Here is a 20,715-nt window from a genome sequence, read left to right as displayed (position 1 = left end):
GGGCTCGCGGCGAACGTTCGACGTATCGGACCGGTCGGCGAGGCTGCCTTGTTACAGCATGTTTCGGACTGTGTTCGTTCTGTATGAGTGTTTTGCGACAGTGCTGTGAAGGTTGCCGGGCCGTGAAGGCCAGCCTGTCGCCTCTCCGCGGCGACGGGCGATGGTCGTATCGTTTCCCGGCAAACTATCTTTTCGACGATCCGTCGTTCGCGACGGCAACGCGGCACGAAAAAGCCCCGCCGTCGATCTCTCGACGACGGGGCGCGATCGCCTTGGAGCATTTTCCGACGAAGTGGATGCCGTTTCGTCGTAGAACATGCCGCAAAATCAAGAATCTGGAGATCTTCGCGATTGCAAAGCGGTCGTGAAGCGCCCTAGAGCGTGTTATGAACTGTTTACGATGCGTCCAAGCTTGCTGAGCATGTCGCAGACGAAGGCGATCATGTAGATGCCTGCCAACGTGGTGGCATAGCGCTCGTAGTCCTTGACCAGCCGGCGGCAGCGCGCCGCCCAGGCCAGCGAGCGCTCCACCACCCACCGGCGTGGCAGCAGCACGAAGCCGCGCTTGGCCTCGGGCGCCTTGACTACCTCCAACGCGATGCCGTTCGCGTCGGCGGCCTTCGCCGGCTTCTCGCCCGTGTAGCCTTGATCGACGAACGCCGTCTCCACGCTCCCGTCCGTCTCCGCTTGCACCGCACACGTCAGCGCCCCAACCTGGCTGCGGTCGTCCACGTTCGCCGGCGTGACGTGCAGCGCCACCACATGCCCGGGCGTGTCCACCGCCAGGTGCACCTTCGAGCCGCGCTTGCGCTTGGCCCCGTCGTAGCCCGCCCGCTCACCGCTCTCGGGCGAGGAGCGTTGGGTCCGGCTGTCCAGGATCACCGCAGACGGCTCCGGCTCGCGCCCCGCCGCTTCCCGCAACACAGCACGCAGGTCGCCCGCCACCGCGCCAAAGCAATCGGCGGAAAGCCAGCGTTGGGTCTGCTGGTAGACCGCCGCCCACGGCGGCAGGTCGTGGGGCATGAACCGCCACGGCGCACCGGTCTTCACGATGTAGCGCAGCCCGTTGAACACCTCGCGCAACTCGTGGTCGCGTTGACCCGAGTCCTCGCGCAGCAGCGCCAGATAGGGGGCAACCAGCGCCCATTCTTCATCGGACACGTCGGACGGATAGGCGGGGCGATCAGCACTCATGCCCCTCAACGCTCACGCTACGTCATAGGTTCATAACACGCTCTAGAAAAGCCGGCGGGACGGTTCTACTGCGTCCCGCCCTTGGCTTCCTTCTGGAATTCCTCGATCACGTCCTTGCCGACGCGCTTCGCCATGTCGGCGGTGACCGGCTCCAGGGCCGCCTTCCACGCCGCCTTCTCGTCGGGAGTGAGTTCGATGAAGGTAGTCCGACCGGACTTCTTCATCTCGTCGAGGGCGTCGGCATTGTCCTTGTCGGCGACCTGGTTGGCGTAGGCGGTCGCCTCCGTCATCGCCTTGTCGAGCTCGGTCCGGATCTCGGCCGGAAGCCCGTCCCAGAACTTCTTGTTGGTGATCACTGCGTAGCCGATATAGCCGTGATCGGACAGCGTGATGTATTTCTGCACCTCGTGGTGCTTCTGGGTGAACATGTTCGAGGGGGTGTTCTCCGAGCCGTCGACCACGCCGGTCTGCATGCCTTGGTAGACCTCCGAGAAGGCCATCACCTGCGGGATCGCACCGAGCGCGCGGAACTGCGCCTCCAGCACCTTCGAGGACTGGATCCGCATCTTCAGGCCGCGGAAATCCGCCGGCATCCGCAGCGGCTTGTTGGCGCTCATCACCTTGAAGCCGTTGTCCCAATAGGCGAGCCCGGTGATGCCCTTCGATTGCAGCTTGTCGAACAGGCGCTTGCCGAGCGCCCCGTCGGTGACCCGGCGCAGGGCCGCCTTGTCGGGCAGGATGTAGGGCAGGTCGAAGACCTCGAACTCCTTGGCGCCGAGCGGCCCGAACTTCGCCAGCGACGGCGCCAGCATCTGCACCGCACCGAGCTGCAGCGCCTCGACCTCCTCCTTGTCCTTGAACAGCTGGGAGTTCGGGTAGACCTCGACCTTGACCTTGCCGTTGGTGTACTTCTCCGCCAGTTCCTTGAACTTGTCGGCGCCGCGGCCCTTCGGCGTGTCCGGCGCGACGACGTGGCTGAACTTGATCACGACCGGCGCCTGCGCCAGGGCCGCTCCCGACAGGAGCAGCAGGGCGGTGCCGGCCGCGAAAGCACGGCGGGTCAGTGTCGGCATGGCGTTTCCTCGTCGTTGTCTGGTTTGTTGCGAAGCTGACAGTTCGGACCCGGCGGCGCAATGCGCCGATCGCCTAACCCTCACCCCTCAGTCTCCGCCTCCATGTGGACGGCACCCCCGACCGCGGTCCAGCCGCGAAATCCCTCGCCCTCGCGCCGTCCCGCCACCGCGAAGCGCGATCCGGCGATCATCGGCGCGACGCCGCGATAGCGGAACCGGGCCGGCACCCGGCCGAGGCGCATGGCCGCGAGGTTGAGGAGCAGGCTCGCCTGCATCGGCCCGTGCACGACGAGGCCGGCATAGCCCTCGACCTGCGTCGCGTAGGGATGATCGTAGTGGAAGCGGTGGCCGTTGAAGGTCATCGCCGAGTAGCGGAACAGCAGCACGGAATCGGCCTCGACCGACCACCCGGCCTCGTCCGCGGCGGGGACGAGCTTTGCCGGCGGGGCGCCATCGCCCGGCCGGCTCGCCTCGCGGTAGACGATGTCCTGCCGGTCGCGGATCGCCAGACCCCGCTCCGTCTCGTAATCGTGCCGCACGGTGACGAAGCAGAGCGTGCCGGTGCGCCCGACCTTCACCGCCACGTCCGCCACGGTCTCGCGCCGCACCACCCGGTCGCCGATGCGCAAGGGGGCCAGGGTCTCGACCTCGCCGCCGGCCCACATCCGCCGCGGCAGCGGCACCGGCGGCAGGAACCCGCCCTTCGCCGCGTGGCCGTCCGGCCCGAGCGCGTCGGCGGCCGGGGTCTCGGGGCCGAGGCACCAATGCAGCGCGAGCGGCGCCTCGCCCTCCCGCACCGACGCGAGGTGGGGCGCCAGCGTCGCCCGGTACTCGGCCACGAGGCGCGGGGTCACGATATCCTCGACCTCCCGGGTGCGGCCGATCCAGCCGCGCAAATGGTCGATGTCGATCTCGGGCATCAGGCTATCCCCCGTTCGCCGCCGGCCTCGTACCGGGCCGTGACAGCCTATATCGGCCTCTCTTCGCGCCTGCACACCTTCGCGTCTGCACACCTGCCGCCTGGACCGCGCCCCGGCCCGGTGCTTAACTCCCTGTCAACAAAGATGAAGGTGGGAGACGCCCCGTGGCTGCGCAGCACAGGTGCATCGCGATCGTCGGTCCGTTCCAGAGCGGCAAGACCGCCCTGCTCGAGGCCATCCTCCATCGCACCGGCGCGATCGACCGGCCCGGGCGCGCCGGCTCCCGGGTCGGCGACACCTCGCCCGAGGCGCGGGCGCACGGGATGAGCGTCGAGCCCGCCTTCGCCACGGCGCGCTTCCTGGGCGAGGCCTTCACCTTCGTCGATTGCCCCGGCTCGATCGAGTTCGCGCACGACCTGCGGGCCGTGCTGCCGGCATGCGACGCGGCGATCGTGGTCTGCGAAGCCGACGAGCGCAAGCTGCCGGCCCTGGAACTCACCCTGCGCGAGCTGGAGGCCGCCGGCATCCCGCGCCTCCTCTTCATCAACAAGGCCGAGACCGCGCCGGGCAGCTTGCGCGATGCGCTGGCGCTGCTGCAGCCCGCCTCGCGGGTGCCGCTCCTGATGCGCCAGATCCCCCTGATGGAGGGCGAGGCGGCGGTGGGCTTCATCGATCTCGCGCTGGAGCGCGCCTTCATCTGGCGCGAGCAGGCCCCGAGCGAGGTGGTGGCCCTGCCCGACGGCGAGCTGCCGCGGGAGAAGGCCGAGCGCTACACCATGCTGGAGCGCCTGGCCGACCACGACGACGCGCTCATGGAAGACCTGATCGCCGAGGTCGAGCCGCAGGCCGACCGGGTCTTCGCCGATCTCGCCGGCGAGCTGCGCCGGGGCCAGGTGGTCTCGGTGCTGTTCGGCTCGGCCGAGCACGGGCACGGCGTCACCCGCCTGCTGAAGGCACTGCGGCACGAGGCGCCGGGCCTGCCCGAGACGCGAGGACGCCTCGGCGTGACGGACGAGGGCGCGCCGCTGGTCCAGGTGATGAAGACCCTGCATACCGGTTTCGGCGGCAAGCTCTCGGTCGGCCGGGTGCTGCGCGGCGCTCTCCGCGAGGGCGAGGCGGTGACGGGATCGGGCGGCGGCACCGCCCGGGTGGCGGGCCTGACCCAGCTCGCGGGCGCCTCCGGCCACCGGGTGCCGGAGGTGCAGGCGGGCGAGGTCGCAGGGCTCGCCAAGCTCGATTGCGTCGCCACCGCCGAGACCCTGACGACCGGATCGGAGACGCCCGACGCCCTGGCGCAGCTGCCGGCGCCGGACCCGGTCCATGCCCTGGCGCTGCGGGTCCGCGACCGCAAGGACGACGTGCGGCTCTCGGCGGCGCTGACCAAGCTCGCCGAGGAGGACCCGTCGCTGATCGTCGAGCACCGGGCCGAGCTCGGCGACCTGCGCCTGTCGGGCCAGGGCGAGATGCACCTGCGGGTGGCGGTGGAGCGGCTCGCCTCGCGCTTCGGCATCGGGGTCGAGACCGAGCCGGCGCGGGTCGCCTATCGCGAGACGATCCGGGGGCCCGCCGAGGCGCGGGCGCGGCACAAGAAGCAGACCGGCGGCCACGGCCAGTTCGCCGACGTGGCGCTCGCGGTGCGGCCGCTGCCCCGAGGCGAGGGTTTTGTCTTCGAGGACGAGGTGGTGGGCGGCGCGGTGCCGCGCCAGTACATCGCCTCGGTCGAGGCCGGGGCCCGGGCCTTCACCGCGAAGGGGCCGCTCGGCTTCCCGGTGGTCGACCTCGCGGTGACCCTCAAGGACGGCGCCGCCCACGCGGTCGATTCGTCGGATGCCGCCTTCCAGGCCGCGACGCGCCTGGCGCTGGAGGAGGCCCTGGCCAAGGCCGGACCGGTGCTGCTGGAACCGGTCCTGGCGGTGTCGATGGCGGTGCCGAGCGGCGCCACCGCCAAGGCCACCGGCCTCGTCACCGCCCGCCGCGGCCAGATCCTCGGCTTCGACGCGCGCCCCGGCTGGTCGGGCTGGGACGTCGTCGAAGCCCTGATCCCGGAGGCCGAGATGACCGACCTGATCGTCGAGCTGCGCTCGGCCACCGCCGGGGTCGGCACCTTCACCACCCGCTTCGACCACCGCGCCGAGCTGACGGGCCGTGCCGCCGAGGCGGTGCTGGCGCGCCAGCCGGTGCGCAGGGCGGGGTAAGGAGCCCGGTTACGCGGCCCGGTCGTGGCGGCCTTCCTGGACCTCCTCGATGATCTTGGCCGAGAAGGCGTCGAGGTCGCCCGGGTTGCGGCTGGTCACGATGCCCTTGTCGGTGACTACGGGCAGGTCGTGCCACTCGGCGCCGGCATTGATCACGTCGGTCTTGATCGAGGCGTAGGACGTCATCTTGCGGCCCTTGGCGGCGCCGACCTCGACCAGCAGCCAGGGCGCGTGGCAGATCGCGGCGACGACCTTGCCGCTCGACAGGAAGCTGCGCAGGATCTCCAGGGCCTTCGGCTCGAGGCGCAGCTTGTCCGGATTGATCTGGCCGCCGGGGAGCACCAGGGCGTCGTAGGCCGACGCGTCGACGCTCTCGAGATCGGCATCCACGGTCACCGGGCGGCCCCAGTCGGTCTTGTCCCAGCCGCGGATGCTGTCCGGATTCTGGCGCGATTTCGGGGCGGCCACCGTGACCTGCGCGCCGGCCTCCGCGAGCTTGGCCTTCGGCACTTCGAGCTCGGATTGCTCGAAGCCGTCGGTCGCCATGATGAGGATTTTGGCCTGGGTGATGCTCGGCATCGGATCGTACTCCAAGGGTGATTGTGCCCTGGCAACGACCCCGGATCAGGCCGGTTCCGGCGCCCTGCCGCGACGGAACCGCTTCCGGCCGGGCGGTTTAAACCCTCATACCCCCGACCCGAACAGGAGGCACGACCATGGCCAATCCCGGTCTCCCCGGCCACGAGCCGACCCCCGGCGGCGGCATCCCGGGCGACATCCCGCCGCCGGTCGGTCCCGACGACCTGCCGGATACCGGCCCGACCGGGCCGCGCTCGCCCTATCCGGTCAACGACCCGGGCATCACCGACCCGACCGGGCCCGGCTCCGAGCCGGACTACCTGCCGGGCGGCCCGACCAATCCGGGCACGCGGTTCTGAAAAAACGAAGGGCGCCCCGCGGGGCGCCCTTTTCGCGTCGATCGAGGCTCGGGTCGGTCAGTGCCCGCCATGCGAGCTGCGCACGTCGCGCGGGGCGTTCAGGATCTCGTTGAGGGAGGTGGCGACGTGCCGCGCCTCCTCGTCGGTGAGGCGGAGCTGGAACGGCGGCAGGCCGCCGGCCTGGAGCGCCACCACTGCCTGGCCCTGCTCGTCGGTCCCCACCTCGATCGCCGGCGAGGTCACGTCCAGCAACGCCGCCTCCTCGTCGCCGAGATCGTCCGCCTCGGCCTCGTCCGGCTCGTGCATGACCGTGAGGAGCTGGCCCACCGCGCGCACGAGGGCGCGGGCCGCGCTCGCATCCATGATGACCGCGGTGGCCTGGTCGTCCTTCTGGAACGAGAGCTGGATGTTGGAACCTTCGAGGGAAACCGAGATACCCGCCATGGAGCGTCCGACACTGTACGATGTCGTCCGTATATGGGAGCAATCCCCCGGACGCGACAGGGAATTCCACGCAGAGCCGGGCTGCGCGGCCCGAAACGCCTCGGGCCCCGTCCGCGTTGATCCTTCACATGGTCGCCCGCGAACGAGGGGCAGGAACGAGAGGGACGACGCCATGGCCGCGCACAAGACCACCCACAAGACGACCGATGCACAGAAGAGTACGATCGCCCGGGTGATGCACGAGTTCAAGGAAGGCGAACTGGAGCGGCGCGACGGCGAGCCGGTGACCGATCGGAGCCAGGCCATCGCCATCGCGTTGCGCGAGGCCGGCGCCTCGAACCAGGAGAGCCCCGCCGACAACCGGGCGAATTTCCGCCGCACCCGGTCCAAGGAGCGCGACACGCGGTCCCAGGCGACCCGCGCCGCCCTCTACGACGAGGCGAAAAACCGCGACATCAAGGGCCGCTCGCGCATGAGCCGGGACGAACTGGAGAAGGCCCTCAACCGTTGAGCGCGCTCACGAGAGGGACCACCCTATGAGCTCGAAGCAGCCGAAGACCACGACGCCAACCGATGCCGACCTGAAGGGAAATCCCGGCATCGGCACCTCCAAGGGCATGACGATGTCCGGCGGCGATCCCGAGGATCTCGCGGGCGCCAATACCGACGAGGGCGATGTGGCGAACGACACCACGCCGCAAGGCGGGGTCGACCCCAACCAGCGCGGGCGCAGCCATCCCTGACCGCAGCCCCTGACCGCATGCCGCGCACCGATTGGGACACCCTGCCTTGTTCCGGACAGACTGGGATCCTAAATAGGGATCAGCGGCAACGGGCGGGTGGCTCCGGGCGATCGAGCCCCGCATGGGCTCCCTGAGCCTCGCGAAGACGAGCCACCTCCCGAAATACTTGGCGCCGTCGCGCCGCGTTGCCCTCGCTCTTGAGGGTGGCCCGCTGCGACTTCTAACGAGACGAGGACGACCGCGTGAATACTGGTACTGTCAAGTGGTTCAACGACCAGAAGGGCTTCGGCTTCATCCAGCCGGATGATGGCGGCAAGGACGTTTTCGTCCACATCTCCGCAGTGGAGCGGGCTGGCCTGCGCGGCCTCGTCGAGGGCCAGAAGGTCTCCTACGAGCTGCAGGCCGATCGGCGCGACAGCAACAAGATGTCGGCCGTGAACCTGCAGGTCGCCTAAAGGCGTCCTTTCGGCCCGGGTTTACGGAGCCTTAACGATAATCCCGTTAAGGTTACGGAACCTCGGCCGTACTGGAGCGTTTTGAGCCCCCGGGCTCACCACTTGCTCCGCTGGCGGCCCCATGGCCGCCTGCCACTCACAGTCGCTCCCCCGGGGAGCGCCGCAAAGATAGAAGAAAAGACATCATGTTGTTCGAATTTACCCGGCGCGACGGCGCGCCTTCCGTGTTCAACGGCTCTACCTTTCATGTCGACCAGATCAGCCGTTTCGGCGAGGGCAAGAGCCCGATCGACGTCAGCCACCTGATCGACAAGAGCTACGGCTATCATTCCTCCCGCGAGCTGCGCTGGCATCTCGCCGAGCGCTTCGGCCTGACGCCGAACGCCGTGGCCGTGCGCGAAGCCCACTAAAGGCTCGCCGGTCAGCCAAAAGACCGCCGTCACCGTACGAGGCGGGCCGCGCGCGAGCGCGGACCCGCCTTTGTCGTGTCTGGATCGGGAATCGCCGCGCGCGTCCTCTGCCGTCCTCGACCGACCGGACGCCCCCCGCGTCAGTCCGACAGGTCGTATCCCGGGGTTACCGTGTGGCCAGGTCCGGCGCACCTTCCGGCGCAAAGCCCACCCCTGGCCACGCCCTCCTGGCCACGCCCTCATTGTCGCGCCAGAGCGTTTTCCGACGAAGTGGATGCCGGTCCGTCGTAGAAAATGCGGTACAATCAAGGCTCTAGAGAGAGCTTCGCGATTGCAACGCGATCGTGAAGTGCTCTAGCACGGGCTCCCTCCCCTCACCCGGAGCCCGCGCCTTGCTCGACGACCGCCAGCCGCCGCCCCGCTTCAACGGCGCCCGCTACTGCCTGGAGGCCAATGCCCGGGAGCGCGGCGACAAGCCGGCCCTGGTCATGGTCGGCGATCACGGCCGGACCGACATCATGACCTTCGCCGAGGTCGACCGGGCGGTGCGCGGCGTCGCCGCGGGGTTGCGGGATCTGGGATTGCCGCCGGGCGCCCGGGTGATGATCCGCATGGGCAACGACGCGGATTACGTCATCACCTATTTCGCGGCGCTGGCCGCCGGGCTCGTGGCGCAGCCCTCCTCGCCGCAGCTGACGGCCGGCGAGGCGGCGTTCCTGATGCAGGATTCCGACGCCGCGGTGATCGCGGCGGCCGACGAGTGCCCCCTCAACCCCGAGGCCTGCCGTGGCCGGATCGTGCTGCGCCGCAACGACATCGCCCGCATGCGGGCCGGCCCGCCGATCGATGCCTACGCCGACACCGCCGCCGACGATCCGGCGACCCTGGTCTACACCTCCGGCACCACCAGCCGGCCGAAGGGAGTGCTGCACGCCCACCGCACCCTCTGGGGCCGGCGGCCGATGCACGATTTCTGGCTCGGCCTGCGCGAGGACGACGTGGTGCTGCATGCCGGCACCATGAACTGGACCTATACCCTCGGGGTCGGCATCCAGGACCCCTGGGCGCGGGGCGCCACGACGGTGCTCTACAACGGAAAGCGCGACCCTGCCCTATGGCCGGCGCTGATCGCCCGCCACCGCGCCACCCTGTTCGCGGCGGTGCCGAGCCTCTTCCGGCAGATCCTGAAATACGCCGATCTCTCCGCGCACGATCTCTCGTCCCTGCGTCACGGCATCACGGCGGGCGAGGCGTTGTCGCCTCAATTGCTCGCCGAGTGGCAGGCCGTCACCGGCACGCCGCTCTACGAGGCGCTCGGGATGAGCGAGATCTCGACCTACATCTCGACGAGCCCCCTCGTCCCGATCAAGCCCGGCTCCCCGGGCAAGCCGCAGCCCGGGCGGCGGGTCGCGATCCTGCCCGTCGACGGCCCGCCGGAGCCGCTGCCGCCAGGCGAGGTCGGGCTTCTCGCCATCCACCGCTCGGACCCGGCCCTGATGCTCGGTTACTGGAACCGCCCGGAAGAGGAGGCGGCGGTGATGCGGGGCGACTGGTTCACCGGCGGCGACCTCGCCTCTCTCGATGCCGACGGCTACGTCTGGTTTACAGGCCGCAACGACGACATCATGAACGCCTTCGGCTACCGGGTGTCGCCGAACGAGGTCGAGAGCGTGCTGATCGCCCATCCGGACGTGCAGGAGGTGGCAGTGACCGAATTGCCCGTCCGCGACGACGTGCGGGTGATCGCTGCCTTCGTGGTGCCGAAACAAGGCGCCGAGCCGGCGCGGGACGCGCTGCTGGCCTGGTGCGGCGAGCGGCTCGCCGCCTACAAATGCCCGCGGGAGGTCGTCTTCCTGGAGACGCTGCCGCGGACCCCGAACGGCAAGGTGCAGCGCAAGCGGCTGGCGGCAGGCTGAGCGAAGCCGGTTTCCGCATCGGGAAGCGGTCGATCGGAAAGCGTATGAGAGGGCCCCGGCGACGGAGCCGCCCCCTCTCACGCCGGCTTCGCCGCCAGCAGGTCGCGCAGGGTGGTGATGGTCGAGGCGTCGGCGACGCCGTCGACCCGGGCCGGGCGGAAATGGCGCTGGAAGGCGGCGACCACCGCCTTCGTCCGGGCATCGAAGGTGCCGCTCACCGGCACGTCGTAGCCGTAGAGCGCGAACATCGATTGCAGCGCCTCGATCGGCTGGCCGGCATCTCCTTGCGAGAAGAAGCGCCCGTCGCGGATCGGCGCCGGCGCCACCCAGTGGCCGATGCCGTCCCGGTGGAGAGCGGGCCACGAAAAACTCTCGCCGGGGTCGATCTTGCGCTCGGGCGCGATGTCGGAATGCCCGAGCACCCGGTCGGGCCGGATCGGCCAGCGGCGCAGGATGTCGCGGCAGAGCGCCGTCACCGCCGCCATCTGCGCCTCCGGGAAGGGCGCCACGGTGCCGTCCTCGGCATGGCCCGGATGCGCGATCTCGATCCCGACCGAGCGCGAGTTCATGTCCCGCACGCCCTCCCAGGCCGAGACCCCGGCATGCCAGGCGCGGCGGGCCTCCGGCACCATCTGCACCACCCGCCCCTCCTCGAAGACGAGGTAATGCGACGAGACCTTGGAGAGCGGGTTGCACAGCCGCAGCAGCGCCTCGCCGGCGCTCGCCATGCCAGTGTAATGCAGGATCAGCGCATCGACCGGCAGGGTCCGCTCGTCGTGGTTGGGGGAGGGCACCACCTGGGTGGCGACCGGGCTGTCGGGGGTGAGGCTCATCAGGATCAGCTCAGGCGCCGCTCGGCGGCGATGCGGTCATAGGCGGCGTTGATGGCGGCGAGGCGCCGGGTCGCGATGGCGACCGCGGCGGGCGGCAGGCCACGGGCGATCGCCCGGTCGGGATGGTTCTCGGAGACGAGCGCCCGGTAGCGCGCCTTCAGCTCCGTGTCGGTGAGGGCGCGGTCGACCCCCAACACCTCGTAGGGGTCGTCGGCGAGCCGCAGGTGCCGGGCGGTGACGGCGGCGAAGCGCGCCTCGTCGAAGCCGAAGATCGTCGCCACCTCGGCGAGGTAGCGCGCCTCGCTCTCGTGGACGGCGCCGTCCGCCTTGGCGATGTGGAACAGGCCGTCGAGCACGTCCTCGAGCAGGGCCGGCTCGTCGTGGAAGGCGTCGGCGACCTGGCGGGCATAGCCCTCGAAGCCGCTGGTGGTGCGCTTGGCGAGATCGAACAGGCGCTCGACCCCGGCGCGTTCCTCCTCGGGCACCTGCACGAGGTCGGCAAAGGCCGCGACCTCGGACGGCGTCACCACCCCGTCCGACTTCGCCATCTTGGCGGCCAGCGCGACGAGGCCGGTGGTGAACACCACCTCCCGCGGGGTCGGCCCGAACAGCGAGCCCTCGCGGTCGAGGAGGAAATGGCCCGCCACCGCGCCGATCAGCGCGCCGAGCGGACCGCCGGCGGCGAGCCCGATGCCCGCACCGCCGAGCTTGCCCCAGACGCCCTGGCTCACGCCCGCCTCCCGGTCCCGGTCGGGCGGACGGACGGTGTCGGGTCTCGGGGGGGCAAGGACATCGGGATCAGGAGCATCGGAGGCAAGCGCGTCATGCCGCCCTTGTAGCGCCCCCGAGGCGTCTGCGGAATGTGGCAGCGCACCCGGCGGAACACGCCGCCGGGGCTTCACGCGAGGCCGATCAGCGGCAGAAGACGTTGCCGTAGGGGTCGCGGTAGGTGCCGTAGGGGCACTGGGGAGCGGTGGCCGCGCCGACCACGGCACCGCCGGCCGCGCCGATCAGGCCGCCGGCCAGGGCACCACCGGCCCGACCCGTGGCCGCCGCGCCGATCGCGGCACCCGTCAGGCCGCCGAGCGCGGCGCCGCCCGCGGCGCGGTCGCCCGGGGTGTTGCAGGCGCCGAGCGACAGCGCCATGGCACCGGCGATCGTGGCGGCGATGAGCTTCTTCATGGAGTTCTCCCCTCGTGCATGTCGCGGTCCGGCACCGGGTCGTCGACCCCGCACCCTGCATTCGAGCTTAGCCGTAACGCAGCCGAACGCCAAATGAGCGTGGCCGTGCAATGGTTCCCGGTGCCGGGTCCGGGTGGGTAACGATTCCTTAAGGTGCGGCGGCCGGGCCACAGGCGGGGAGCGCCGGAGGACCTGCCGCGGGCCCGGCAAATGCTCTACAGGAGGGGCGAAATTCCCGGCATGACGCCCGTGAGGTCCCGATGCAGCGCGCCACCACCATCGTCCGCAAAGCCGCCGTGCGCCCCGACGCCGTCGCCGACGAGGTCGCTCTCGACCACGCCGCCCGCTCCCGCCGCAGCGCCGATCTGACGGCGACGGGCGGCCTCGCCTTCCGGCTCGACCTCGACCGCGAGACGACGCTGGAGGACGGCGACGCGGTGCGCCTCGAGGACGGCCGGCTGGTGCGCGTGCTGGCCGCGCCCCAGGCCCTGCTCGCGGTCACGGCCGGGAACCCGGCCCGCCTGACCCGCCTCGCCTGGCAGCTCGGCAGCAACCACGTCCAGGCCGAGGTGACGGCCGACGCGCTCTACGTCCTCGACGATCCGGTGGTGGCGGAGCTGGTCCGCGGCCAGGGCTGCACCGCGACCGCGCTCCAGCGCCCGTTCCGCCCCGAGAAGGAGGTGGAGGCCCACGACCACAGCACCTGCGGGCACGACCATCATCATCACGGTCATGACCACGGGCACGAGCATGACGATCACGGTCACCACGCTCACGACCACGGTCACGGGCATCACGACCACGCCCATCACGATCATGGCCATAGCCATGGCCGCGACAGCCATGATCACGGTCACCACGCGCACGATCACGGACATGTCCACGGCCCGAACTGCAAGCACGGCCACTGACACGAGTGCCGCCTGATCTGTTCGCAGACCGGCAAGGCGCGTCTCCCCTCTCCCGACCGGGAAAGGGGAGACGCACCTCGTCTTTATCCAATTGCATCAAGTAGAGCGCGCCTTGGAGAGATCATTCGCGTTCCGGGCCGAGCGCCCGATCGCGTGCCTCCACCCGTGATTTTTGTGCGGCGCAAGATCAACCATCCGGCGAAGCTTTAATCCGGACTTAAGCCGGGTGTCATACCCAAGATCCCGGTAACGGTAAGCTCCGGGTTCACGGTCCGATGACGATCAAGGCGCGCCTCCTCTGCGGCTTCTCGGTGATGCTGGCGCTGACCGCCGGCGTCGCCGCCTCGGGCTGGGTCAGCCTGTCGGGCTTTGCCCAGCGCGTGGACACCGCGAACGCGGCGCAGACGCTCGCGGGCCGCGTCGGCGATCTCGCGCTCGCCGCCGAGCGGTCGCTGCACGATGCCGGCGGCCGGAGCGAGCAGGCGGTGACGGACGGCCTCGCACGGGCCCGCTCCGGCCTCGCCGCCGTGCCGGGCGCGGAGGCGATGGCGCGCGGCATGGACGCCTTCGCGCAGACCCGCGCCACCTACGCGGCGGAGCAGGACCGCAAGGCCCGGGTCCAGGCCGAGCACCTGCGCCTGATCGAGGAGGTGCAGGGGGCGGCCGGCCGGATCGGCGCGGCGCAGAAGGCGCGCCTCGCGGCGGCGAGCCAGGCGCTCCAGGACAGCGTCGAGGCGCTCAAGGAGGCCGCCACCGCCGGGTCGCTCGCGGGCTCGGCGGTCCGCGGCGCCCTCGAGATGCGCAACAGCGAGCAGGTCCCCGGGGGCGACCGGGCGGCGGTTGCCGAGCGGTACCGGCTCCTGTCGACGATCCTGAAGCGTCTCGGCGGACAGGACGCGATGCGGGTTCCGGCCAAGGCCGCGATCGACGCCCTCGACGATTACTTCGATGCCATCGACTTGAGCCCCGACGAAGCGGGGCGGGCCGACACCATCACGACCTCGTTCACCGCCATCATGGCGGCCCTGCGGCAGGTCGAGCAGCTCCAGAGCGACGCGGGCGTCGCGGTCCAGGTCCGCCTGCAGGAGCAGCAGGACCGGGTCGAGCGGGCAGCCGCCCTCCTCGGGGCCAGCGCGGACGCGATCGAGGCCTCGAAGTCGATTCAGATCGCCGAGGGCGACTTGTTCTCGGCCAAGGACCCCTCCGCCAAGACCCCCTCGAAGGACGAGGGCGCGGCGGTCGTCGCCGGCGCCGATGCGCTGCTGAGGGCGATCGAGACGATCCACCGCGTCGAGACCGATCCCGCCGCGCGCCGGTCGATCGAGGACCTGATCGCGAAGGTGCGGGACATCAGGGGCCAGGTGCCGGGGATCGTGGCGGCGAACGCCGCGCAGCGCGCGATCGTCGCCGAGCGCGATCGCCACCTGACCGCCCTCGTCACCGCCGCCCATGCCGCGGGCGACGACGAGATCGCCCGGATCGGGTCCGAGCGGCGCTCCGCCGAGATCCTGCTCCTCATCGGGGTGGCGCTCGCTGCCTCGCTCGGCATCGCGGCGGCGTTGTGGCTCGCCCGCGGCATCGTGCGGCCGATCGGGCGGCTCGGCGACGCGATGCGGGCGCTCGCCGCCGGCGACCTTTCCGCCACGGTCTCGGGACAGGAGCGGCGCGACGAGATCGGCGGCATGGCGCGGGCCGTGGGAGTATTCCGGGAGGCGCTCGCCGCCAAGGCGCGCAGCGACGCCGAGGCCGCAGAGGCCGCCCGCGCCGAAGCCGCGCGAGCCCGGCGGCTCGGGACGCTGACCGCGGGCTTCGAGGCGACGATGTCGTCCTCGACTCGAGGACTGGCGCAGGCCGCCGACACCATGCAGGGCACCGCCGCGTCGATGTCGGCGGCGGCGGCGCGCACCAACGCCCGCTCGGCCGAGGTCGCGGAGGCCGCCTCCCGCACCTCGGCCAATGTCGAGACCGTCGCCGCGGCCACGGAAGAGATGGCGATCTCGATCCGCGAGATCGCCCGCCAGGTCGCGCATTCGGCCGAGAAGGCCACGGATGCCGTCGGCCGTGCCCGGGAGACCGACGCCGTCATCGCGGCGCTCGCCGCCGGTGCCGAGCGCATCGGCGAGGTCGTAGTCCTGATCCAGGGCATCGCCGGGCAGACGAACCTGCTCGCGCTGAACGCCACCATCGAGGCGGCCCGGGCCGGCGAGGCGGGACGGGGCTTCGCGGTGGTCGCGGCCGAGGTCAAGCAGCTCGCCGGCCAGACCGCGAAGGCCACGGAGGAGATCGGCGGCCAGATCGCCCGCATCCAGGACGCGACCCGCGAGGCCGTCGCGGCGTTGCAGGCGATCGGCGGGGTGATCGGCGAGATGTCCGAGATCGCCACCGGCATCACCGCCGCCATGGAGCAGCAGGGCGCGGCGACCCAGGAGATCGCCCGCAACGTCGGCGAGGCCGCGCAGGGCACGCAGGTGGTCTCCACCGGCATCCGCGACGTGCGCCGCGACGCCGAGGGCGCCGGTGAGGCCGCCGCCCGGGTGCTCGCCGCCGCCGAAGCGCTGGCCGGCACCGCGACGGGCCTGCGCGGCGAGGTCGATGCGTTCCTGGGGGGGGTGAAGGCGGCGTGAGGCACAGGCCGGGTGGCGCGGGTGCAGGGCGCGATCCCGGCAAGCGGGGACGTTCGAACGATGACCGGTGGTGCGCCCGGGCGAAGCTTACGACTTCCCGCTTCGGTCCGACGACCAGCACCGCACCAGTTGCAGATTTGCGACTTTCTGTGAAAAATTTCAAGCATTGATTGCAGGTCGAGATTCAAGGCCTTAAATGTGTCTTAACTGATTTGAACTGCACAAGACAATAGAGAAACAGACATGGCTGGCGGTCCTCTTTATAATACTGAGCAATATAAATATTCATTCAATGGATCTCTCCCGAACATATCGGGAGAAAATTCCGTCAATATAAGTGGTTATTATATCTTCAATTATGATAAAAATTCCACTTTTGGGTATGCCGGGCTCTCTGATTTTACCGTTGGACAATATACGTTTGGAGATTCTAGAAGCAGCTCACTTATAAGAAATCTCGATGGATCACTTGAATATCGAACCATATTCTATGGGACAAGTCAGTTCAACAATGAAACCGTTTCGGCCACATTTACCTCACCTATTGGCGGGCGGCTTCTCGGCACACTCGATACAGCCCAATTTACCAAGACTGTCGTCGACTACAGCACGATCCCTTCGACGACGAATGTGATCACATTCGGCTCGAAGAACTTTGCCGTGACGAGCACACTCGTCAACGAGGCCCCCTGCTTCGTGAACGGTACGCGCATCCGCACGACCCGCGGCGACATCGCCGTCGAAAATCTCGAAATCGGCGACCGGGCGCTCACCGTCTCCGGCTCGTCGCGGCCCATCGCCTGGATCGGTCACCGTGACCTCGCCATGCGGGACGGCGTCCTTCCCCTCGACCTCCAGCCCGTCCGGGTCGGCGCCGACGCCTTCGGGCAGGGCCTCCCTGCCCGCGCCCTGCGCCTCTCGCCGGGCCACCCGGTGCTGGTCGGGGCCGACGCGGAGGGCGAGGGCGGCCACCTCGTGCCGATCATGTGCCTGATCAACGGCACCACCATCGCCCGCGAGCCGGTGGCCTCCGTGACCTATTGGCACGTCGAGCTCGACGCCCACGACATCCTCCTCGCCGAGGGCCTGCCCGCGGAGAGCTACCTCGACTGGGGTGATCGCCCGTTCTTCAGGGAGGCCTCGGACCACGCCCTCCATAACCCCGATTTCGTGGTGCCGGGCCTGTCCGCCCGCTGCCGGCCGGTCGCGGTCGACGGGCCGGTGGTCGAGGTGGAGCGAGCGCGCCTGTCGGCCCGGTTCGGCGGTACACTCGCCGCGCAATGCGCTTGGGACGAGGCCTAACGCTTCGCCTGGCTCACCGCCTGAGTGCCGGCGCGACGAGAGGGCGATGGTCGCCCTCCCGCGATGTCGCGACCGAGCGGCGGCACGTCGCCTGGAACGACGGCGCACGATGCGGCATACCGCCGATCATGATGGCTGACACGACCAACGGGCCCGGCGCCGGCAGCGCCTGGCGCTTCTCCGTCGCCCCGATGATGGACTGGACCGACCGCCACTGCCGGGCGTTCCACCGCACCCTCTCGGCCCGTGCCCTGCTCTACACCGAGATGGTGACGACCGGGGCGGTGCTGCACGGGCCGCGGGAGCGGCTGATCGGCTTCGATGCCGTGGAGCATCCGGTGGCGATCCAGCTCGGCGGGTCGGAGCCGGGCGACCTCGCGGCGGCGGCGCGCATCGCGGAAGGCTTCGGTTACCGCGAGGTGAACCTCAATGTCGGCTGCCCGTCGGATCGGGTGCAGGATGGGCGCTTCGGCGCCTGCCTGATGCGCGAGCCGGCCCTCGTCGGGGACTGCGTCGCCGCCATGAAAGCCGTGGTCTCGGTGCCGGTGACGGTGAAGTGCCGCATCGGCGTCGACGACCAGGATCCGGAAGCCGCGCTCGATGCGCTGACCGCCTCCGTCCGGGCGGCCGGCGTCGACGCGCTGATCGTGCATGCCCGCAAGGCCTGGCTCAAGGGCTTGTCGCCGAAGGAGAACCGGGACATCCCGCCCCTCGATTACGGCCGGGTCCACCGCCTGAAGGCCGCGAATCCCGATTTGACTGTCGCCCTCAACGGCGGGCTGCAGGACCTCGCGACCGCCACGGCCGAGCTCGAACCCGTGGACGGCGTCGCCCTCGACGGGGTGATGCTCGGCCGTGCGGCTTACGCCGAGCCTTCCCTGCTGCTTGGCGTCGATCCCGAGGTGTTCGGCGCGTCGGCGCCGGTGGCCGATCCGTTCGCGGCCATCGAGGCCTACGAGCCCTACATCGCGAAACGGCTCCAGGAAGGCCTGCGCCTGCACGCCATGACCCGGCACATGCTCGGCCTGTTCAACGGAAGGCCCGGGGCGCGGCCGTATCGCCGCCACCTCTCGGTCGCCGGCACCCGGCCCGATGCCGGCCTGTATACCCTGCGGGAGGCGGTGGCCCTGGTCTCCCGCGAGATGTCGCGCGAGCCGGCGGGCGCGGCCGCCTGAGGACGGGACCCGGCTCCAGCTTGGCAGCCGGCCGGCCTACGGGCATGGTTCGGTTCCGAACAGCTGTGCCCGAGGGAATGACGGACCGGATGATCGCACTCGATGACGGCGCCGCGGGCCCGCTCGGCGCCCATTTCGACGGGCGCGGGGTCAATTTCGCGCTGTTCTCCGCCCATGCGACGGCGGTGGACCTCTGCCTGTTCGATCCGACGGGGCGGGTGCAGACCGACGTGGTGCGGCTGCTGCGCCGCACCGACGACGTCTGGCACGGCTACCTCTCGGGGGTGCTGCCGGGCCAGCTCTACGGCTACCGGGTGCACGGGCCCTGGGAGCCGGGACGCGGCCACCGCTTCAACCCGCACAAGCTCCTCCTCGACCCCTACGCCCGCGAGATCCACGGCCGGGTGCGCTGGCACGACGCGCTCTATCCCTATCGCCGCGGCGGCCACCGCGAGGACGCCCTCGACCGGCGCGACAGCGCCCCGATGATGCCGAAGGGGGTGGTCACCGCCCCCGAGGCACCGGTCCACGACGATCCGCCCCTGCGCCATCCCCTCGTCGACAGCGTGATCTACGAGGCGCATGTCCGGGCCCTGACCCAGACCCATCCGGGTGTGCCGCTGCCCTGGCGCGGCTCCTACGCGGCGCTCGGGCATCCGGCGATCGTCGACCACCTCGTGCGCCTCGGCGTCACGGCGATCGAGCTCCTGCCGATCCAGGCCTTCGTCGACGACCGCTTCCTGGTCGAGAAGGAGCTGACCAATTTCTGGGGCTACTCGCCGCTCAACTACTTCTCGCCCGAGCCGCGCTATCTCGGGCCGGCCGGCGCCGCGGGGCTCAAGAGCGCGATCCGTCAGCTCCATGCCGCCGGCATCGAGGTGCTGATCGACGTGGTCTACAACCACACCTGCGAGGCCGACCATACCGGGCCGAGCCTGTCGTTCCGCGGCATCGACAATGCGAGCTACTACAAGCTGAACCCCGAGGACCCGCGCCGCGACATCGACTGCACCGGCTGCGGCAACACCCTCGACGTCTCGGTGCCGCGGGTGATGCAGATGGTGCTCGATTCGCTGCGCCACTGGGTCGAGGCCTACCGCATCGACGGATTCCGCTTCGACCTCGCCTCGAGCCTCGCCCGCGCCCCCCACGATTTCACCCCCCGGGCCGCGGTGCTCCAGGCGATGGCACAGGACCCGCTCCTGTCGCGGGTCAAGCTCATCGCCGAGCCCTGGGACATCGGCATGGGCGGCTACCAGCTCGGCGGCTTCCCGGTCGGCTGGAGCGACTGGAACGACCAGTTCCGCGACGCGGCCCGCGGCTTCTGGCGGGGCGATGCCGGCCAGTTGCCGAAGCTGACGCAGGGGCTGACCGGCTCCAAGGAAATCTTCTCGGCCTCCGGCCGCGGGCCGTCCGCCAGCGTCAACTTCATCGCCTCCCACGACGGCTACACGCTCGCCGACGTCGTCGCCTACGAGGAAAAGCACAACGAGGCCAACGGCGAGGGCAACCGCGACGGCCACGGCCACAACGTTTCGCGCAACTACGGCGTCGAGGGGCCGACCGACGATCCCGCGATCCGGGGCGTGCGGGCGCGCCAGAAGCGCAACCTGCTCGCCACGATCCTGCTCGCCCAGGGCGTTCCGATGCTGCTGATGGGCGACGAGCGCTCGCGCAGCCAGGGCGGCAACAACAACGCCTATTGCCAGGACAACGCCACCTCCTGGGTCGATTGGGAGAATGACGGCGGCGATCCCACGCTCACCGAGTTCGTGCGCCATCTCCTGGCGCTCCGCCGCGACCACCGGGCTCTGCGGCGCCGAAAATTCCTCACCGGCGAGACCGTGGCGGCGGGGGGCCTCAAGGACGTGCACTGGCTCTCGCCCTGCGGCGCCGAGATGGACGAGGCCGCCTGGGGCGACGGGAAGCGCCGCGCCTTCGGCATGCAGATCGGCAACGATGCCCCGGACGGGCGGCGCCTGCTGATCCTCGCCAATGCCGGCGAGGGGGGAATCGACTTCCACCTCGCCAAGGTCATCGGCGGGCCGTGGACGCCGCTCTTCGACACGACGGTGCCCGATGGCAGGCCGGTCGCCCGGGAGGCGGTTCGCGGCGGCGGGATGGTGCGCATGCCCGAACGCGCGCTGCTGGTCCTGGCGCGGACCACGCGCGGGGCGAAGGGTGGGGGGGCGTGAGGGGGTAGGCCTGCTGCTAAGAGTCCCGTCGACTGAGTAACAGCATTCAAACCCTCCGAGTCGTACCAACGGGCCAAGATGCTGACGCATCAATTCGATTTTGGGAGTGCCCGAGATCGACGGGGCCGTCGACCCATCTCGAATTTTCGACACCAAGCCCAGAAGTCCGGGACCTCGGGCTTGGCGAAAATTCGAGACTTGGCGA

21 protein-coding genes are annotated in these 20,715 nt (G+C 70.1%); 13 read left to right on the top strand and 8 right to left on the bottom strand.

Annotated elements, in window-relative coordinates:
- The first annotated feature begins 122 nt into the window (after window positions 1-122).
- On the top strand, window positions 123-368 hold the full coding sequence (locus tag AC3AOF_RS07160; protein ID WP_488348076.1) for a hypothetical protein: 246 nt from the start codon (window positions 123-125) through the stop codon (window positions 366-368).
- A gap of 16 nt (window positions 369-384) precedes the next feature.
- Here AC3AOF_RS07160 and AC3AOF_RS07155 read toward each other — a convergent pair whose 3' ends face one another.
- From AC3AOF_RS07155 to AC3AOF_RS07145, 3 genes are all read right to left on the bottom strand, one after another.
- Entirely contained in the window at window positions 385-1,194 is an 810-nt protein-coding gene (locus AC3AOF_RS07155) for an IS5 family transposase (protein WP_488347240.1), read from the bottom strand.
- Window positions 1,195-1,259: 65 nt separating this feature from the next.
- Window positions 1,260-2,267: a TRAP transporter substrate-binding protein gene (locus AC3AOF_RS07150; RefSeq protein WP_488348075.1), complete on the bottom strand. Its 1,008-nt coding sequence runs from the start codon at window positions 2,265-2,267 to the stop codon at window positions 1,260-1,262.
- A gap of 80 nt (window positions 2,268-2,347) precedes the next feature.
- Window positions 2,348-3,187, bottom strand: coding sequence for an HTD2 family dehydratase (locus AC3AOF_RS07145; RefSeq protein ID WP_236991422.1), 840 nt, complete (start codon window positions 3,185-3,187; stop codon window positions 2,348-2,350).
- Window positions 3,188-3,351: 164 nt separating this feature from the next.
- Here AC3AOF_RS07145 and AC3AOF_RS07140 point away from each other — a divergent pair, with 164 nt between their 5' ends.
- Window positions 3,352-5,382 carry an elongation factor G gene (locus tag AC3AOF_RS07140; protein ID WP_488348074.1) on the top strand — a complete coding sequence of 677 codons (2,031 nt, stop codon included), beginning with the start codon at window positions 3,352-3,354 and terminating at the stop codon, window positions 5,380-5,382.
- 9 nt (window positions 5,383-5,391) lie between these two features.
- Here AC3AOF_RS07140 and AC3AOF_RS07135 read toward each other — a convergent pair whose 3' ends face one another.
- On the bottom strand, window positions 5,392-5,961 hold the full coding sequence (locus AC3AOF_RS07135) for a type 1 glutamine amidotransferase domain-containing protein (protein ID WP_488348073.1): 570 nt from the start codon (window positions 5,959-5,961) through the stop codon (window positions 5,392-5,394).
- Window positions 5,962-6,098: 137 nt separating this feature from the next.
- Here AC3AOF_RS07135 and AC3AOF_RS07130 point away from each other — a divergent pair, with 137 nt between their 5' ends.
- Window positions 6,099-6,320: a hypothetical protein gene (locus tag AC3AOF_RS07130; protein WP_236991425.1), complete on the top strand. Its 222-nt coding sequence runs from the start codon at window positions 6,099-6,101 to the stop codon at window positions 6,318-6,320.
- A gap of 57 nt (window positions 6,321-6,377) precedes the next feature.
- Here the strand turns inward: AC3AOF_RS07130 and AC3AOF_RS07125 are convergent, their stop codons facing one another.
- Window positions 6,378-6,764 carry a hypothetical protein gene (locus tag AC3AOF_RS07125; RefSeq protein WP_236991426.1) on the bottom strand — a complete coding sequence of 129 codons (387 nt, stop codon included), beginning with the start codon at window positions 6,762-6,764 and terminating at the stop codon, window positions 6,378-6,380.
- A 172-nt stretch (window positions 6,765-6,936) separates the two neighbouring features.
- Here AC3AOF_RS07125 and AC3AOF_RS07120 point away from each other — a divergent pair, with 172 nt between their 5' ends.
- The 5 genes from AC3AOF_RS07120 (at window position 6,937) to AC3AOF_RS07100 (ending at window position 10,288) form a co-directional block, all read left to right on the top strand.
- Window positions 6,937-7,275 carry a DUF6496 domain-containing protein gene (locus AC3AOF_RS07120; protein ID WP_236991427.1) on the top strand — a complete coding sequence of 113 codons (339 nt, stop codon included), beginning with the start codon at window positions 6,937-6,939 and terminating at the stop codon, window positions 7,273-7,275.
- Window positions 7,276-7,300: 25 nt separating this feature from the next.
- A complete protein-coding gene (locus AC3AOF_RS07115) occupies window positions 7,301-7,507 on the top strand; it encodes a hypothetical protein (RefSeq protein WP_236991428.1) in 207 nt (68 codons plus the stop codon).
- A gap of 242 nt (window positions 7,508-7,749) precedes the next feature.
- Entirely contained in the window at window positions 7,750-7,962 is a 213-nt protein-coding gene (locus AC3AOF_RS07110) for a cold-shock protein (RefSeq protein WP_236991429.1), read from the top strand.
- A gap of 185 nt (window positions 7,963-8,147) precedes the next feature.
- Window positions 8,148-8,372, top strand: a complete 225-nt coding sequence (locus tag AC3AOF_RS07105; RefSeq protein WP_236991430.1) for an AsnC family transcriptional regulator — start codon at window positions 8,148-8,150, stop codon at window positions 8,370-8,372.
- A 392-nt stretch (window positions 8,373-8,764) separates the two neighbouring features.
- Window positions 8,765-10,288, top strand: coding sequence for a class I adenylate-forming enzyme family protein (locus AC3AOF_RS07100; RefSeq protein WP_488348072.1), 1,524 nt, complete (start codon window positions 8,765-8,767; stop codon window positions 10,286-10,288).
- A gap of 77 nt (window positions 10,289-10,365) precedes the next feature.
- On the opposite strand, the gene AC3AOF_RS07095 is transcribed toward AC3AOF_RS07100, so the two are convergent.
- The 3 genes from AC3AOF_RS07095 to AC3AOF_RS07085 form a co-directional block, all read right to left on the bottom strand.
- Entirely contained in the window at window positions 10,366-11,121 is a 756-nt protein-coding gene (locus tag AC3AOF_RS07095; protein ID WP_236991432.1) for an N-acetylmuramoyl-L-alanine amidase, read from the bottom strand.
- A gap of 5 nt (window positions 11,122-11,126) precedes the next feature.
- Window positions 11,127-11,852, bottom strand: a complete 726-nt coding sequence (locus AC3AOF_RS07090) for a TerB family tellurite resistance protein (RefSeq protein ID WP_236991433.1) — start codon at window positions 11,850-11,852, stop codon at window positions 11,127-11,129.
- A gap of 181 nt (window positions 11,853-12,033) precedes the next feature.
- Window positions 12,034-12,303 carry a YMGG-like glycine zipper-containing protein gene (locus tag AC3AOF_RS07085; protein ID WP_236991434.1) on the bottom strand — a complete coding sequence of 90 codons (270 nt, stop codon included), beginning with the start codon at window positions 12,301-12,303 and terminating at the stop codon, window positions 12,034-12,036.
- Window positions 12,304-12,563: 260 nt separating this feature from the next.
- On the opposite strand from AC3AOF_RS07085, the gene AC3AOF_RS07080 reads away from it, so the two are divergent.
- From AC3AOF_RS07080 to glgX, 5 genes are all read left to right on the top strand, one after another.
- Window positions 12,564-13,214, top strand: coding sequence for an urease accessory protein UreE (locus AC3AOF_RS07080; RefSeq protein WP_488348071.1), 651 nt, complete (start codon window positions 12,564-12,566; stop codon window positions 13,212-13,214).
- Between the two features lie 275 nt (window positions 13,215-13,489).
- Window positions 13,490-15,838, top strand: a complete 2,349-nt coding sequence (locus AC3AOF_RS07075) for a methyl-accepting chemotaxis protein (protein ID WP_488348070.1) — start codon at window positions 13,490-13,492, stop codon at window positions 15,836-15,838.
- A gap of 660 nt (window positions 15,839-16,498) precedes the next feature.
- Window positions 16,499-17,140 (top strand): Hint domain-containing protein, encoded by a 642-nt coding sequence (locus tag AC3AOF_RS07070; protein ID WP_488348069.1) that lies wholly within the window; start codon window positions 16,499-16,501, stop codon window positions 17,138-17,140.
- Between the two features lie 191 nt (window positions 17,141-17,331).
- Window positions 17,332-18,315 carry a tRNA dihydrouridine(20/20a) synthase DusA gene (gene dusA / locus AC3AOF_RS07065; protein WP_488348967.1) on the top strand — a complete coding sequence of 328 codons (984 nt, stop codon included), beginning with the start codon at window positions 17,332-17,334 and terminating at the stop codon, window positions 18,313-18,315.
- Between the two features lie 89 nt (window positions 18,316-18,404).
- Window positions 18,405-20,510, top strand: coding sequence for a glycogen debranching protein GlgX (glgX, locus tag AC3AOF_RS07060; RefSeq protein WP_488348068.1), 2,106 nt, complete (start codon window positions 18,405-18,407; stop codon window positions 20,508-20,510).
- Window positions 20,511-20,715: the final 205 nt, after the last annotated feature.

It is taken from the genome of Methylobacterium sp. 142-1Y, from assembly GCF_057747795.1.
The sequence above is the reverse complement of the archived record's forward strand: the minus strand, read 5'-3'. Positions and strand labels throughout refer to the sequence as shown.